The sequence below is a fragment of the Burkholderiales bacterium genome (genome assembly GCA_023511995.1).
Classification (GTDB): domain Bacteria; phylum Pseudomonadota; class Gammaproteobacteria; order Burkholderiales; family Thiobacteraceae; genus Thiobacter.
Genome location: JAIMAL010000023.1, coordinates 24,783 through 38,052 on the forward strand (window position 1 = coordinate 24,783; position 13,270 = coordinate 38,052).

A 13,270-nucleotide genomic window follows, 5' to 3' on the forward strand; every position below is an offset into this window, starting at 1 on the left:
AAGGAGGCATGACCATGCGCATCAATCTTCCCGTGACCAATGTCGAACGCATCATGCGCGATGGCGAGTACATCGTGTCGCGCACCGACACGCGCGGCATCATCACCTACGCCAACCCCTATTTCTACGAAATCAGCGGCTTTTCCGAGGCGGAGATCATTGGCCAGCCCCACAACGTGGTGCGCCATCCGGATATGCCGGTAGAAGCCTTCAAGGACCTGTGGGAGACACTGCAGGCGGGCAAACCCTGGACGGGCTATGTGAAAAACCGCTGCAAGAACGGGGATCACTACTGGGTGGTGGCCAACGCCACACCCATCTGGGAAAACGGCCAGATCACCGGCTACCTTTCCGTGCGCACCAAGCCCGATCGCGCGGCGGTGGAGGAAGTCAGCAAGATCTACGCGAAATTCAAGGCCGGGGAGGCCAAAGGTCTGCGCATCCAGGAAGGCAAAGTGGTGCGCACCGACGCCTTCTCCCAATTCCTGCGCCGCCTGCGGGACATGCCGCTGGCAACCAAGATCAACGCCCTGGCCGCCTATTTCCTGCTGCTCGCGGTGGGGGCGGGCCTGGGCGGCGCCCTGTTCGGGGCAACGGTCGGGGACACCATTGCCATTGCCGGTGGCGTCGTCGGTTTCGTTGGGGCGGCACTGATCCGGCGTGGCCTCAAACCCCTGCAGGTGCTGACCAGGCAGATGCGCCAGGTCTCCCAGGGGGACTTCAGCGTCATCGTCGCCAAGGAGGCCAATGACGAGATTGGCGCCATGACCGACGCCTTCCGCTCCCTCTACATCCGTCTGGGCGATGATCTGGCCCGTTCCCGCCAGCAGGCGGAGGAAATGCTGCGGGTCAAGATTGCGCTGGACAATGTGAGCACCGGGGTGATGATTGCCGATGCCGAGCGCCGGATCATCTACCTCAACCGCGCCGTGCAGTCCCTGCTGAAAAACGCCGAGGCGGACATCCGCAAGGATCTGCCCAACTTCAACGCCGACAGGCTGCTGGGGGCCAGCATCGACCAGTTCCACAAAAATCCCCAGCATCAGGCGCAGATGCTGGCGCAACTCAAGGGCACCCACACCGGTCGCTTCGAGCTGGGGGGCCGCAGCATGATGGTGCGCGCAAGTCCGGTGCTGGACGAAAAAGGCAACCGTCTGGGCGCGGTGGCGGAGTGGACCGACCGCACGGCGGAAGTGGCGGTGGAGCGCGAGGTGGCGGCGCTGATCGAAGCGGCCGCCAGCGGGGATTTGAGCCGGCGCCTCAAGGTGGAGGACAAGGAAGGCTTCTTCCGCCAGCTCTCCGAAGGCATCAACCGTTTGGTGGAGACCACCGAGCGCGGCCTGAACGACGTGGCGCGGGTGTTGGGGGCCCTTGCCGAAGGCGACCTCACCCAGCGCATCGAGGCCGACTACCAGGGGCTCTTCGGCGCCCTGAAAGAGGCCACCAACACCACCTGTGACCGCCTGCAGGAGATCGTGACGCAGATCCGGGAGGCAACGGATGCCATCAACACCGCCGCCCGCGAGATCGCCAGCGGCAATGCCGACCTCTCCGCGCGCACCGAAAGCCAGGCCTCCAGCCTCGAGGAGACGGCAAGCAGCATGGATGAGCTGACCTCGACGGTGAAACAGAACGCGGAGAACGCGCGCCAGGCCAACCAGCTCGCGGTGGGCGCCTCGGAAGTGGCGGTCAAGGGCGGCACCGTGGTGGGCGAGGTGGTGCAGACCATGAACGCCATCGCCGAAGCGTCGAAGAAGATCGCCGATATCATCACCGTGATCGACGGTATCGCCTTCCAGACCAACATCCTCGCCCTCAATGCCGCCGTGGAGGCGGCACGGGCCGGCGAGCAGGGGCGAGGTTTCGCCGTCGTCGCCGGCGAGGTGCGCAACCTCGCCCAGCGCAGCGCCGCGGCGGCCAAGGAGATCAAGCAGCTCATCTCCGATTCGGTGGAGAAGGTCAACGACGGCTCCAAGCTGGTGGAGCAGGCCGGCGCCACCATGGATGAAATCGTGCGCGCGGTGAAGCGGGTGACCGATATCATGGGCGAGATTTCCGCGGCCAGCGCCGAGCAGAGCCAGGGCATCGAGCAGGTGAATGCCGCCGTGGCGCAGATGGACGAAATGACCCAGCAGAACGCCGCCTTGGTGGAAGAGGCGGCCGCCGCCGCGGAAAGCCTGCAGGATCAGGCGGATGGTTTGGCGCGGGCAGTGAGCGTGTTCAAGCTGGCCACCGCCGGCAGCCGGACACCGGCACCACTGCGCGCGGTGCCGGCACGAAGCGAACGCAAAAGCCCCGAAGCCGCCCGCCCGCGCCCGAAACTGGCCGCCTCGGGGGACGACGAGTGGGAGGAGTTCTGATTCAGGTTACAGGGGACAGGGGACACGTGTTCCGTCTCCCCGGCACTCTGATCCCTGACCGCTGATTTCTGCTTCCCGACACCTGATACCTGAAGCCCGAGAGCAATGTCGCCCACGGTCAGCCGCGAGTTCGAATTCACGCCCCGGGACTTCGCCGAAATCCGCGCCCTCATCCACAGCCACGCCGGCATTTATCTGACCGATGCCAAGATGGACATGGTCTACAGCCGGCTGGCGCGGCGGCTGCGGGCCACGGGGCTGAAAACCTTTCGCGATTATCTCGCGCGGCTGAAAAGCGGCGACGAGGCGGAATGGGAGGCCTTCGTCAATTCGCTCACCACCAATCTCACCGCCTTTTTCCGCGAGGCCCATCACTTCGCCATCCTCCGCGAATTCCTGGCGGAGCGCCCGGCGCGGCCCATCACCATCTGGAGCGCGGCCTGCTCCACGGGCGAGGAGGCCTACTCCATCGCCATGACCGCGGCGGAGGTGTTTCCCAACGATCCGGGCCGGGTGCGGGTGATTGCCTCCGACCTCGACACCCAGGTGCTGGCGCGGGCACGGGAGGGGATCTACCCCCTGGAAAAGGTGGAGCGGCTGAGTGTGGCGCAGCGGCAGCGGTTTTTCCTCAAGGGCAAGGGGCAGCGGGCGGGATTCGTGCGCGTGCGGCCGGAGATCCAGGCCATGGTCAGCTTCCTGCGGGTCAATCTGCTGGATCCGGTTTGGCCCGTGCGCGAGCCGCTGGATGCCATCTTCTGCCGCAATGTGATGATCTATTTCGACAAGCCGACCCAGTACCGCATCCTGCAGAAAATGAAGCCGTTGCTGAAGCCGGATGGCCTATTGTTCGTGGGACACTCGGAGGCGCTCTATCACGCAGCCGATCTTTTCCGCCTCAAGGGGCAGACGGTGTATGTGCATGCCGAGGCGGCCGCGCACGGCCTGCGGCACGGACAGCGGCACGCCCAGGGGATGGTTCGCGCCGGCGGCCAGGCGCAAGGGCACGCAGGATGAAGCGGCGCATGGCAGCCCAGCACCTGGAGGAGATCCGTGCTCCGAACCACTATTACGACCGCACCTTCGACATCGAGGCGGTCAAGCTGCTGCCAGGGGAGTATTACGCCACGGGGCGCAACATGCTGCTGGTGACCGTGCTGGGTTCCTGTGTCGCCGCCTGTCTGCGCGATCCCGTGAACGGGATCGGTGGCATGAACCATTTCATGCTGCCGGAAGGGGGCGACCCCCATGATCTGCGCTCGGCCTCGGCCCGCTATGGCGCCTATGCCATGGAAGTGCTCATCAACCAGTTGCTCAAGCTGGGCGCGAGCCGAAGCCGCCTGGAAGCCAAGGTGTTCGGCGGTGCAGCGGTGCTCAAGGGTATGGAGAGCGTCAATGTCGGCGATGCCAACAGCGAATTCGTGCTGGATTTCCTCGCCAATGAAAAAATCCCCGTCCTGGCGGAAGACCTGCGGGGACCATATCCGAGGAAGGTGTATTTCTTTCCAGCCACGGGCCGGGTGCTGGTGCGTAAACTGAAAAATCTGCACAACGACACCATCATCGAGCGCGAGCGCGACTACAAGAAGCGCCTCACCCGCGCGCCGGTGTCGGGTGAAGTGGAGCTGTTCTGATGTCCCGCAAGATACGCGTCCTGGTGGTGGACGACTCGGCGCTGATGCGCCGGCTGCTTACCGAGATCATTGGTTCCTTCCCCGACATGGAGGTGGTGGGGACGGCGCCCGATCCCTATGTCGCGCGCGAGCTCATCAAGAGTCTCGATCCCGATGTGCTCACCCTGGATGTGGAAATGCCGCGCATGAATGGGCTCGAGTTTCTGGAAAAGCTCATGCGCCTGCGGCCCATGCCGGTGGTGATGCTCTCCAGTCTCACCGAGCAGGGCTCGGAGGTCACCCTGCGGGCACTGGAACTGGGCGCCGTGGATTTTATCGCCAAACCCAAGCTGGGACTGGCGGAAGGGATCACCGCGGTGGCGGAGGAGATCGCGGAGAAGATTCGCGCGGCCGCCCACGCCCAGGTGCGGCGGGCGGCGCCCGCCCGGCAGCCGACGGTGCTCGCCGGCAGATTGTTCGGGACCACGGAAAAAATCGTCTGCATCGGTGCCTCGACGGGCGGCACCGAGGCCATCAAGGAAATCGTCTCCCGCATGCCGGGGGACGCCCCTGCGCTCCTCATCACCCAGCACATGCCGGAGGGCTTCACCCGCTCCTTCGCCGAGCGCCTCGACCGCCTGTCGGCGATGACCGTGAAGGAAGCCCAGCATGGCGAGCGCGTGCTGCCGGGTCATGCCTACGTGGCCCCCGGCCATTCCCACCTCCTGGTGCGCAGAGGTGGCGCCTACTATTACACCGAGCTTTCCCAGGCACCGCCGGTGAACCGCCACCGCCCTTCCGTGGACGTGCTGTTCCAAAGTGCGGCGGAGACCCTGGGCCCCAATGCGGTGGGGGTCATCCTCACCGGCATGGGGCGCGACGGGGCGGAGGGCCTGGCGGCGATGCGCAAGGCCGGGGCTTACACCCTGGCCCAGGATGAGGCGACCTCCGTGGTCTGGGGCATGCCCAAGGCCGCGGTGGAAATGGGCGCGGCGGCCGAGGTCTGTCCCCTGCCCCAGATCGCCGGACGAATCCTTGACTACCTGGCCGGCGCCAAGGGCGGCTGAACGACAACGAAAGGAGAACTGCCATGCAGATACCGGTTCAAACCGAAAACGGGCGGGCGCGCCTGCGCCTCGATGGCCGTTTCGACTTCAGCGTGCATCGGGAATTTCGCGATGCCTACATGCCCCTCCTCGAAGACAATTCGGTGCGGGAGATCGTTATCGATCTGGGGCGGGTGGAGTATGTGGACAGCTCGGCGTTGGGCATGCTGCTGCTTCTGCGGGAAAGGGCGCAGACTTCAGGCAAGCAGGTTGTCTTGAGCGGCGCCCGGGGCACGGTCCGCCAGGTTCTGGAAGTGGCCAACTTCGGCAGAATGTTCACCATCGAGGGCTGAAGTGACCGAGAGTTCCCTCACCATCCTCATCGTCGATGATGCGACTGCCAATCTCAAGCTTGCGGAAAAAGTCGTCCAGCAGCTCGGTCACCGCGCCGTCCTCGCCCATGACGGGGAGGAGGCCCTGCAACGCTTCGACGAGGTACAGCCTGATCTGGTGTTGATGGACGTGATAATGCCGGTCATGGACGGCATCACCGCCACCCGCGCCCTGCGTCAGCGTCTTGCCCACACTGCCCAGCATGTGCCCATCCTCCTCCTTTCCGCTCTGGATGGTACGGATGACGTGCTGCGGGGCCTCGAGGCCGGTGCCGATGATTACCTGCCCAAGCCCATCAACGTGGCCATCCTCCAGGCCAAGCTGCGCAATTTCGCCCGTCTGGTGGAAAGCCAGCGACAGCTGGCGCGGCAGAACGAGGAGCTCGCGGACAGGCGGGCCCGCGCTGAAGAAGAAGCGCAACTGGCCGCCCATGTCTTGACTCACCTGACGGACCGGGAAGACACCCACGATCCCCAACTGCGGATCTACCAGGTGCCCTATGGGGAGGTGAGCGGGGACCTGGTGTGTGGGGCGCGTACCCCTGCCGGTGTGCTGCACGTGCTCCTTGCCGATGCCACCGGTCATGGTCTGCCCGCCGCGCTTTCTGCGCTTCCGGTGACGGACGTGTTCCACAGCATGACGGCAAAGGGTTATTCCGTGTCGGCGATTGCCCGGGAGATCAACCGCAAGCTCAAGCACCTGTTGCCCGTGGACCGTTTCGTCGCCGCCACCCTCATCGCCGTGGATGGGGCGCAACAGGTCGTCGAAATCTGGAATGGCGGCAACCCGGATGTGGTCTGGCGCGATGGCAGCGGCAAGGTAACCCGTTTCCGCTCCGCCCATCCGCCGCTGGGGATCCTGCCGGAAAAGGATTTCTGCAGTCAGCCGCAAGTCTTCACGTACACGCTGCCGGGTGAACTCATCGTCTGTTCCGACGGCCTCATCGAAGCCGAGTCGCCGGAGGGCAGACCCTTTGGCCTGGAGGCGGTCATCGCAAACGCCACGGCGGAAGGCAAAGGCTTGCAGGCCGTGGTGGGGGCCTTCGAGGCGCATCTCGGCGGCGGGCCGCTCCACGACGATGCCACCCTGCTTTTCATCGGGCTGCCGCAGCAGTGCCAGGTGGTCTCCGTCGCCGTTCCCCCACAGGAGAGGGGGGCGGAGAGCACCGGCTATCGTCTTGGCCTCTGCCTTGGCCCCAGCGAGCTTCGTCAACTGGAGGTGGTGCCGGGCGTGATGGATTTTCTGATGCGCATTCCCGCCCTGAAACCCCATCAGGGTGCGCTTTTCGTGGTCCTTTCCGAATTGTTCAACAATGCCCTGGATCACGGGGTGCTGGGCCTGGATTCCCGCCTCAAGGCGGAACCAGGCGGCTTCGAGCGCTATCTCCAAACGCGTATCGAACGCCTCTACACCCTGCAGGAGGGCAAGATCGAGTTACAGTTCCACCTGCACAATGTGGAAGGCGGCAATGTGCTCGATGTCACCATCACAGACAGTGGCCCGGGGTTCGACTACGGGGCGTATTTGGGGGAACCCTTGACCCATGATCGTCCCCATGGGCGAGGCATCGCCTTGGTGCGCAGCCTCTGCTCGGAACTCGTCTATTCCGGTGTGGGCAACAGCGTGCGCGCCCGTTATGCGCTGTAGGGGCAAGCCGGCCGGAAGCAGGCTGCCGTGGCCTGGCTCCCGGGGTTACCCTTCGTGGTGCGCCCTCTGAGGGGCCCGGTAAAAGCGCCCTGCCATGGTGGAACTCCTCTCCTATCTGCCCCAGTACTGTGAGCGAAGCGTCCCGGGTTTGTGGGGCGAGCCCGTCAATACCGTCAGCAATCTCGCCTTTTTCCTCGCCGCCTGGGGGCTCGTGCGCAGCCCGGCCTGGCCCGGCACGGCCACGGCGCGGCTCATTATTTCCCTGCTCGTGGCCATCGGGGTTGGCAGCACCCTCTGGCATCTGACCGCGTGGCGCTGGACCCTCTGGGCGGATGTGTTGCCCATCGGCGCCTTCATGGGCGTATTTGCCTGGGTGTTTCTGCGCCAGGTGGCAGGCTTTGGCTGGGGCAGGGCGCTTGCCGTCTTTGCCGCCTTCGTCGCGGTGGAAGGCGTGCTGGCGTGGGTGATGCCGCCCCACCTGCTCAACGGGGTGGGCTTCTACCTGCCGGCGGTGGCCTTCGTGGCGGGGATGGCCGCCTGGCTTGCCCTGCAGGGCAGAGCGGCAGGGGGCTTTGCCGCCGCGGCGGGGCTTCTGCTGCTGGCCATCGCGGCGCGTCTTTTGGATTTCGCCATCTGTCCCTTCTGGCCCATCGGCAGCCATTTCCTCTGGCACCTGGGCGCGGCAGCGGCGCTTTTCCTGCTGATTCAGGAAAGCTTCAAGACGCAACGACATCCCTCTCCCCTAGGGGGAGCAGAGGGCAAGGGGGCAAACGATCCGGGCGGATGAGCCTTCAGCGCCAGGCCTCGAGCACGGCGGAAAGCGCAGCCTCGTTGACGGGCACGGGGAGGGCCGCATCGATGCGCAGCCGTGCCCGCACCTGGGTGAGCGCGGTTTCGCTGCCCGGCTCATACAGCACCAGGATGCGGGTGTCGGCGAGGGGCTGGGCGGCGGCGAGCAGCGATTCCAGATTGGACAGGCGGTCGCGGAAATCGGCCTGGAAGTAGAAATCGGCCACGATCACGTCCGGCTTCAGGCTGCGTACGCGGGAGACGGCCTTGCGCGCCTGGAATTCGGTGGTCACCTCAAAGCCCAGTTGCCGATAGAGGGCCGGCAGGCGGGCGTGGCCCATGAACTCCACCAGGGCGAGGAGTTTGCGGGCCATGGTTCAGACTTTTTCGTCGATGCGGAAGGTGGGGTCGTCCCGTCGCCGTTTGCTGCGCCGGCGGTCGAGGCCGGAGCGGGTGTCCACCAGCACCGGCAGGTTGGCCTTGCGCCGGTCGCCTTTGCGCCGGTCTTCGCCGCTGCGGCGCTCCACCGCGGGCGGGACGGGTTCCGCCGGGGCGGGGGTGGCGCTGGGGCGGGGCCGGCGGGGAAACAGGCGGCTTTGGGCAAGGGGCGTGCCTACCGGGCGCAGGGGCCGGATGGCGGTCGGCTGCTCGATCAGGTAGGGGTCCTCCACCACGCCGATGGGAGGGGGCGGATCCACGGGAAAACGCATCGCCGGTTCCCTTGGGTTTGCGAATGTTTTGATTTTACGGCCAAAAGGGCGAAGGCTTGAGACCCCCTTGACCATCGAACGATCGTTCGATAGGCTGGGATCATGATGGCCTCTGCGCTTTCCCCTTTGTTGCAGCACCCAGCCCTGTGGCGGGGGGATGCCCTCGCCCCAGTGGCCGTGCCCGGTCTGGCCAGCGGCTACCCGGCGCTGGATGCCGAGCTGCCCGGGGGTGGCTGGCCGGTGGGGGCGCTCACCGAGCTGCTCCTGGACCGGGAGGGGATAGGGGAGCTGCGGCTGCTCATGCCGGCGCTGGCGGGCCTCACCCGCGCGGGGCGCTGGGTCGCCTGGGTGGCGCCGCCCCATCTGCCCTATGCGCCTGCTCTGGCGGCGGCGGGCGTTGTGCTTTCCCGTCTGCTGGTGGTGGGCAGAAGCCATCCCCGGGAGGCGTGGTGGGCGGCGGAGCAGGCCCTGCGGGCCGGCGTCATGGGGGCGGTGGTGTGCTGGCCGGGGGAGATCGACGGGCGGGCCCTGCGCCGGCTGCAGCTTGCGGCCGAAGCGGGGAGGTCGGCGGGTTTCCTTTTCCGTCCCCTGCAGGCGGCGGAGGCGCCCTCGCCGGCCGCCTTGCGGCTGGCGCTGGCACCCAAAGGCGGCGGGCTTGTCCTGCGCATCCTCAAACGCCGCGGGGCGGCGGCAACCCTTCCCCTCCACCTGCGTTTTTCCGCGCCCCTTTCCCGGCTGGGGGAAGGCGGGGAGGAGGGCGCAGGCAGCGCCTTCACTCCCACCCTCCCTCCAGGGGGAGGGGAGGGCCGGCAGGCCGCCTGATTCCCGGCCCTTTCCCCTGCGTGTCCCATGCTGTGGCTTGCCCTCCATCTGCCCCAACTGCCCCTCGAGGTCTTCACTCGCGGCATGGCGGTGAGGTGTCCGGCGGTGGCGGCGGAGGGGGGGAGGGTGGAGGTGGCCAATGGGCCGGCCCAAGCCGCCGGGGTCCGGCCGGGCATGACGGTGGCCGCCGCCCAGGCGCGGCTGGAATCTCTGCAAGTCTTTTGCCGCGACAGGGGGCGGGAGGCCGAGGCCCTGGCGGGATTGGCCGGCTGGGCCGGGCGGTTCACGCCCCACGTGACCCTGGAGGAGGACGGGCTGCTCTTGGAGATCGGGGGGTGTCTGCGGCTCTTTGGCGGCGCGGCAAAACTGCTCACGGGGTTGGAAAGGGGCGTGCGCGGTCTGGGTTATCGCGCCTTGCCGGCGGTGGCGCCCACGGCCCGGGCGGCGATGTGGCTGGCCCGCGCGGGGGAGCGCCGCCTCATCACCGATCCCGCGGAGCTGCCCGCTGCAATCGGGGGATTGCCCCTGCTGCTGGCGGAAGGGGCGCGGGAGCACGCCGATTGCCTGTTGGCCATGGGGGTGACCACCGTGGGGGAGTGCCTGGCCCTGCCCCGCGCGGGAGTGGCGCGGCGTTTCGGCAGCGCCCTGCTCGAAGCCCTCGACCAGGCCCTCGGCCGGCTGCCCGATCCCCGTCCCTGGTTCGAGCCGCCGGCGCAGTTCGCCTCCCGCCTGGAACTGCCGGCGGAGGTGCAGGACAGCGGCGCCCTGCTCTTCGCCGCCCGGCGTCTCCTCGAGGAACTGGAAGGCTTTCTGCGGGGCCGCGGCGCCGGGGTGCAGCAATTCCATGTGGATCTTCTCGCCGGTACCTCGCCCCCCACCCGGCTGACGGTGGGATTGGTCTCCCCGGCCCGCGATGCCCGGCGTCTTTTTTCCCTGTTGCGGGAGCACATGGCGGGGCTTGTCCTGGCGCAGCCGGTGCGGGAAATCGTTCTCCTCGCGCCGGCTCTTCTGCCCTATCGGCCGCGCAATCTGGAGCTTTTCCCCGATGCCAAGCCGGAGGAGGAAAACGCCGCTGCCCTCATCGAACGCCTGCGGGCGCGGCTGGGTGAGGGCATGGTGCACAGCCTGCAATGCGTGGCCGACCACCGGCCGGAGCGGGCGATGAAAGCGGCCGAGCCCGGCGCGGTCGATGGGGTGGATTTTTCCGCCCCCCGCCCCCTCTGGCTGCTGCCGCGACCGCGGCCCCTTCCCCTGCGCGGGGGGGTGCCCCACTGGGGTGGCCCGCTCACCCTCTGCCAGGGGCCGGAACGCATCGAGGCCGGCTGGTGGGAGGAGCCCGTGGCTCGGGATTATTTCATCGCCGAAGCCGCCGGCGGCGCCCGCTATTGGGTGTACCGCGAGGCGACAGGGGCATGGTTCCTGCACGGGATTTTTGCGTGAAGCCATTTTCCTGAAGCACGGTTTTCTGGAAGGCACGGTTTTCCTGTGTCCGCCGCGGTGAGAAACCGGCATTTTTTGCGATGGATTTTTATGGCTTCCTTGCCCGCCTACGCTGAGCTGCACTGCGTGAGCAATTTCAGTTTCCTGCGCGGCGCCTCCCATCCGGAGGAGCTGGTCGTCTGCGCCCATGAGCTGGGCTATGGGGCGTTGGCGATCACCGACGAGTGTTCCCTTGCCGGCGTGGTGCGGGCGCATCTGGCGGCGAAGGAGGTGGGGCTCAAACTCCTCATCGGGACGGAAATCAGGCTCGCCGACGGACCGCGTCTGGTGCTGCTCGCCACGGACCGGGAAGGTTACGGCAATCTCTCCCAGCTCATCACCCACGGCCGTCGCGCCGCGGTGAAGGGGAGCTATCGGTTACAGCGGGCCGATCTGGAAAAGGGATTGCCCGGCTGCCTTGCCCTGCTGCTGCCCGATGCGCGGCTGCAGGCGGCGGAGGTGGCCTGGTGGAAGGCGCGCTTTCCCGAGGCCTGCTGGCTCGTCTGGGAACGCCTGCTGGGTCCCGACGACGAAGCACGCCTGCGGCAGGTGCAGGCGCTTGGTCGCGCCTGTGGCGTGCCCCTGGTGGCGGCGGGCGATGTGCACATGCACGTGCGCGCCCGCCGAGCCTTGCAGGATACCCTGACGGCGATCCGCCTCGGCGTGCCGGTGAAGGAGGCGGGCTTTGCCTTCTTTGCCAACGGCGAGCGTCATCTGCGTCCCCTGGCGCGGCTGGCGCGGCGCAACGGCCGGTACTGGATGGCCATCGTGCCCGGCGAGTTCCTGGAGTTCTCCCCGGAGAAGGCGGCCGCCAAGGCCAGGGCCACCACCCCGCAGTGGCCGCACGCGTTCGCCAGGTTCAAGGTGCCGGCCGAGGAGTTCCTCGGCGAGTACGACTCCAACCACATCCACGGCGTCTACGGCGACTACGTGGAGGACCTGGTGTGGTTTTGCAAGATGGCCGGCATAGAACCCCGGGTCTTCGCGTGAGGGCGCCGTGGCCACGCGCTACACCATCGGCATAGACTTTGGCACCGAATCGGTGCGCGCGGTGCTGGTCGACGTGGCCGACGGCCGCATGGCGGGTACGGCAACCTACACGTATCCGCACGGGGTCATCGACCGGGCGCTGCCCGACACCGAGGAACGGTTGCCGCCGGACTGGGCCCTCCAGCACCCCGGTGACTGGGTCGAGGCGCTGGAGACGCTGCTGCGCACCCTGGCCGCGGCGGCGCCGGCCGAAGCCATCATCGGGATCGGTGTGGATTTCACGTCGTGCACCGTGATGCCGGCCACGGCCCAGGGCGCGCCGCTGTGCCTGCTGCCCGAGTTCGCCAGGATTCCCCACGCCTGGCCCAAGTTGTGGAAGCACCATGCGGCGCAGCCGTACGCGGACCGGATCAATGCCACCGCAGGCCGGTCGGGGGGAGAGTTCCTCCAGTGGTACGGAGGGCGCACGTCGTCGGAGTGGTCCTGGGCCAAGGCCTGGCAGGTGCTCGCCGAGGCGCCGCAGGTGGCCGCGGCCGCCGCCCGTTGGATCGAGGGCGGCGACTGGATCGTCTGGGAACTGGTCGGGGCAGAGGTGCGCAGCGCCTGTCAGGCCGGGTACAAGGCGCACTGGCAGAAGGACGCGGGCTTTCCTCCGGCCTCCTACTGGGCGGCGCTGCACCCGGAACTGGCGTCGTTCCTCCACAAGCTGGGGCCCAAGCCGCAGCCCGTCGGCGCCCGTGCGGGCGGCCTGTGCGACGCCTGGGCGCGGCGCACCGGCCTGCGGCCGGGCACCGCCGTGGCCGTGGCGGTCATCGACGCGCATGCCGGCGTGCCCGCGGTCGGCGTCTTTCGGCCCGGCCAGCTCGTGGCCATCATGGGCACGTCCACCTGTCATTTGCTGGTCGACCCGCGCCGCCAGGCCGTCCGCGGCATCTCGGGCGTGGTCGAAGACGGCATCCTCCCAGGGCTCTTCGGCTACGAAGCCGGACAGGACTCGGTGGGAGACATCTTCCAGTGGTTCGTGCGCAACGCGGTCCCGGCCGCATACGCCGCGGGTGGGGGCGAGGCCGCCGCCTACGACCGCCTGGAAGCCGATGCCGCGCGTCTGGCCCCGGGCGAGAGCGGCCTGCTGGCCCTCGACTGGTGGAACGGTTGCCGCACGCCGCTGGTGGACGCCGAGCTGTCCGGACTCATCGTGGGCCTCACGGTGACGACGCAGCCCCACGAGATCTACCGGGCGCTGCTGGAGGCCGCGGCATTCGGGACCCGGCGCGTCATCGAGACCTTCGAGGCCGGCGGCGTGCCGGTGCGGGAGGTCCACGCCTGCGGGGGGCTCGCCGAGCGCAACCCGCTGCTGCTGCAGCTGACCGCCGACATCATCGGCCGCGAGGTGCTGGCTGCCCGGGTCCAGCACGCCTCCGCGG

Annotated in this window: 13 protein-coding genes; 11 read left to right on the top strand and 2 right to left on the bottom strand. The window is 67.6% G+C overall.

Features of this window, described 5'->3' with window-relative positions:
- Positions 1 to 14: 14 nt before the first annotated feature.
- The 7 genes from K6T56_10980 to K6T56_11010 all read left to right on the top strand — a co-directional run bounded on the left by K6T56_10980 (position 15) and on the right by K6T56_11010 (position 7,843).
- Positions 15 to 2,360, top strand: coding sequence for a PAS domain-containing protein (locus K6T56_10980; protein ID MCL6556874.1), 2,346 nt, complete (start codon positions 15 to 17; stop codon positions 2,358 to 2,360).
- 105 nt (positions 2,361 to 2,465) lie between these two features.
- Complete coding sequence (locus K6T56_10985; GenBank protein ID MCL6556875.1) at positions 2,466 to 3,374, top strand: chemotaxis protein CheR; 909 nt, start codon at positions 2,466 to 2,468, stop codon at positions 3,372 to 3,374.
- Positions 3,375 to 3,382: 8 nt separating this feature from the next.
- Entirely contained in the window at positions 3,383 to 3,991 is a 609-nt protein-coding gene (gene cheD / locus K6T56_10990) for a chemoreceptor glutamine deamidase CheD (protein ID MCL6556876.1), read from the top strand.
- A complete protein-coding gene (locus tag K6T56_10995) occupies positions 3,991 to 5,037 on the top strand; it encodes a chemotaxis response regulator protein-glutamate methylesterase (GenBank protein MCL6556877.1) in 1,047 nt (348 codons plus the stop codon). The genes cheD and K6T56_10995 overlap by 1 nt, the downstream gene beginning before the upstream one ends.
- Before the next feature lie 23 nt (positions 5,038 to 5,060).
- Positions 5,061 to 5,369, top strand: coding sequence for an STAS domain-containing protein (locus tag K6T56_11000; protein MCL6556878.1), 309 nt, complete (start codon positions 5,061 to 5,063; stop codon positions 5,367 to 5,369).
- Position 5,370: 1 nt separating this feature from the next.
- Positions 5,371 to 7,056, top strand: coding sequence for a fused response regulator/phosphatase (locus tag K6T56_11005; protein ID MCL6556879.1), 1,686 nt, complete (start codon positions 5,371 to 5,373; stop codon positions 7,054 to 7,056).
- Between the two features lie 94 nt (positions 7,057 to 7,150).
- Positions 7,151 to 7,843: a ceramidase gene (locus K6T56_11010; protein ID MCL6556880.1), complete on the top strand. Its 693-nt coding sequence runs from the start codon at positions 7,151 to 7,153 to the stop codon at positions 7,841 to 7,843.
- Between the two features lie 4 nt (positions 7,844 to 7,847).
- On the opposite strand, the gene K6T56_11015 is transcribed toward K6T56_11010, so the two are convergent.
- Both K6T56_11015 and K6T56_11020 read right to left on the bottom strand, forming a co-directional pair.
- The gene (locus tag K6T56_11015) at positions 7,848 to 8,219 is read right to left on the bottom strand and encodes a hypothetical protein (GenBank protein MCL6556881.1); all 372 of its coding nucleotides are present in this window, start codon (positions 8,217 to 8,219) and stop codon (positions 7,848 to 7,850) included.
- Positions 8,220 to 8,222: 3 nt separating this feature from the next.
- Entirely contained in the window at positions 8,223 to 8,555 is a 333-nt protein-coding gene (locus K6T56_11020) for a hypothetical protein (GenBank protein MCL6556882.1), read from the bottom strand.
- Between the two features lie 102 nt (positions 8,556 to 8,657).
- On the opposite strand from K6T56_11020, the gene imuA reads away from it, so the two are divergent.
- From imuA to K6T56_11040, 4 genes are all read left to right on the top strand, one after another.
- The gene (gene imuA, locus K6T56_11025; GenBank protein ID MCL6556883.1) at positions 8,658 to 9,377 is read left to right on the top strand and encodes a translesion DNA synthesis-associated protein ImuA; all 720 of its coding nucleotides are present in this window, start codon (positions 8,658 to 8,660) and stop codon (positions 9,375 to 9,377) included.
- A 27-nt stretch (positions 9,378 to 9,404) separates the two neighbouring features.
- Positions 9,405 to 10,817: a DNA polymerase Y family protein gene (locus K6T56_11030; protein MCL6556884.1), complete on the top strand. Its 1,413-nt coding sequence runs from the start codon at positions 9,405 to 9,407 to the stop codon at positions 10,815 to 10,817.
- Between the two features lie 90 nt (positions 10,818 to 10,907).
- Positions 10,908 to 11,846, top strand: coding sequence for a PHP domain-containing protein (locus tag K6T56_11035; GenBank protein MCL6556885.1), 939 nt, complete (start codon positions 10,908 to 10,910; stop codon positions 11,844 to 11,846).
- Positions 11,847 to 11,853: 7 nt separating this feature from the next.
- Positions 11,854 to 13,270, top strand: a 1,417-nt coding sequence (locus K6T56_11040) for a ribulokinase (protein MCL6556886.1), incomplete at its 3' end; no start/stop codon positions are given.

Coding starts and splice junctions, on each gene's coding strand:
- K6T56_10980 (MCL6556874.1), top strand. CDS start 15: ATGCGCATCAATCTTCCCGTGACCAATGTCGAACGCATCATGCGCGAT.
- K6T56_10985 (MCL6556875.1), top strand. CDS start 2,466: ATGTCGCCCACGGTCAGCCGCGAGTTCGAATTCACGCCCCGGGACTTC.
- cheD (MCL6556876.1), top strand. CDS start 3,383: ATGGCAGCCCAGCACCTGGAGGAGATCCGTGCTCCGAACCACTATTAC.
- K6T56_10995 (MCL6556877.1), top strand. CDS start 3,991: ATGTCCCGCAAGATACGCGTCCTGGTGGTGGACGACTCGGCGCTGATG.
- K6T56_11000 (MCL6556878.1), top strand. CDS start 5,061: ATGCAGATACCGGTTCAAACCGAAAACGGGCGGGCGCGCCTGCGCCTC.
- K6T56_11010 (MCL6556880.1), top strand. CDS start 7,151: ATGGTGGAACTCCTCTCCTATCTGCCCCAGTACTGTGAGCGAAGCGTC.
- K6T56_11015 (MCL6556881.1), bottom strand. CDS start 8,219: ATGGCCCGCAAACTCCTCGCCCTGGTGGAGTTCATGGGCCACGCCCGC.
- K6T56_11020 (MCL6556882.1), bottom strand. CDS start 8,555: ATGCGTTTTCCCGTGGATCCGCCCCCTCCCATCGGCGTGGTGGAGGAC.
- imuA (MCL6556883.1), top strand. CDS start 8,658: ATGATGGCCTCTGCGCTTTCCCCTTTGTTGCAGCACCCAGCCCTGTGG.
- K6T56_11030 (MCL6556884.1), top strand. CDS start 9,405: ATGCTGTGGCTTGCCCTCCATCTGCCCCAACTGCCCCTCGAGGTCTTC.
- K6T56_11035 (MCL6556885.1), top strand. CDS start 10,908: ATGGCTTCCTTGCCCGCCTACGCTGAGCTGCACTGCGTGAGCAATTTC.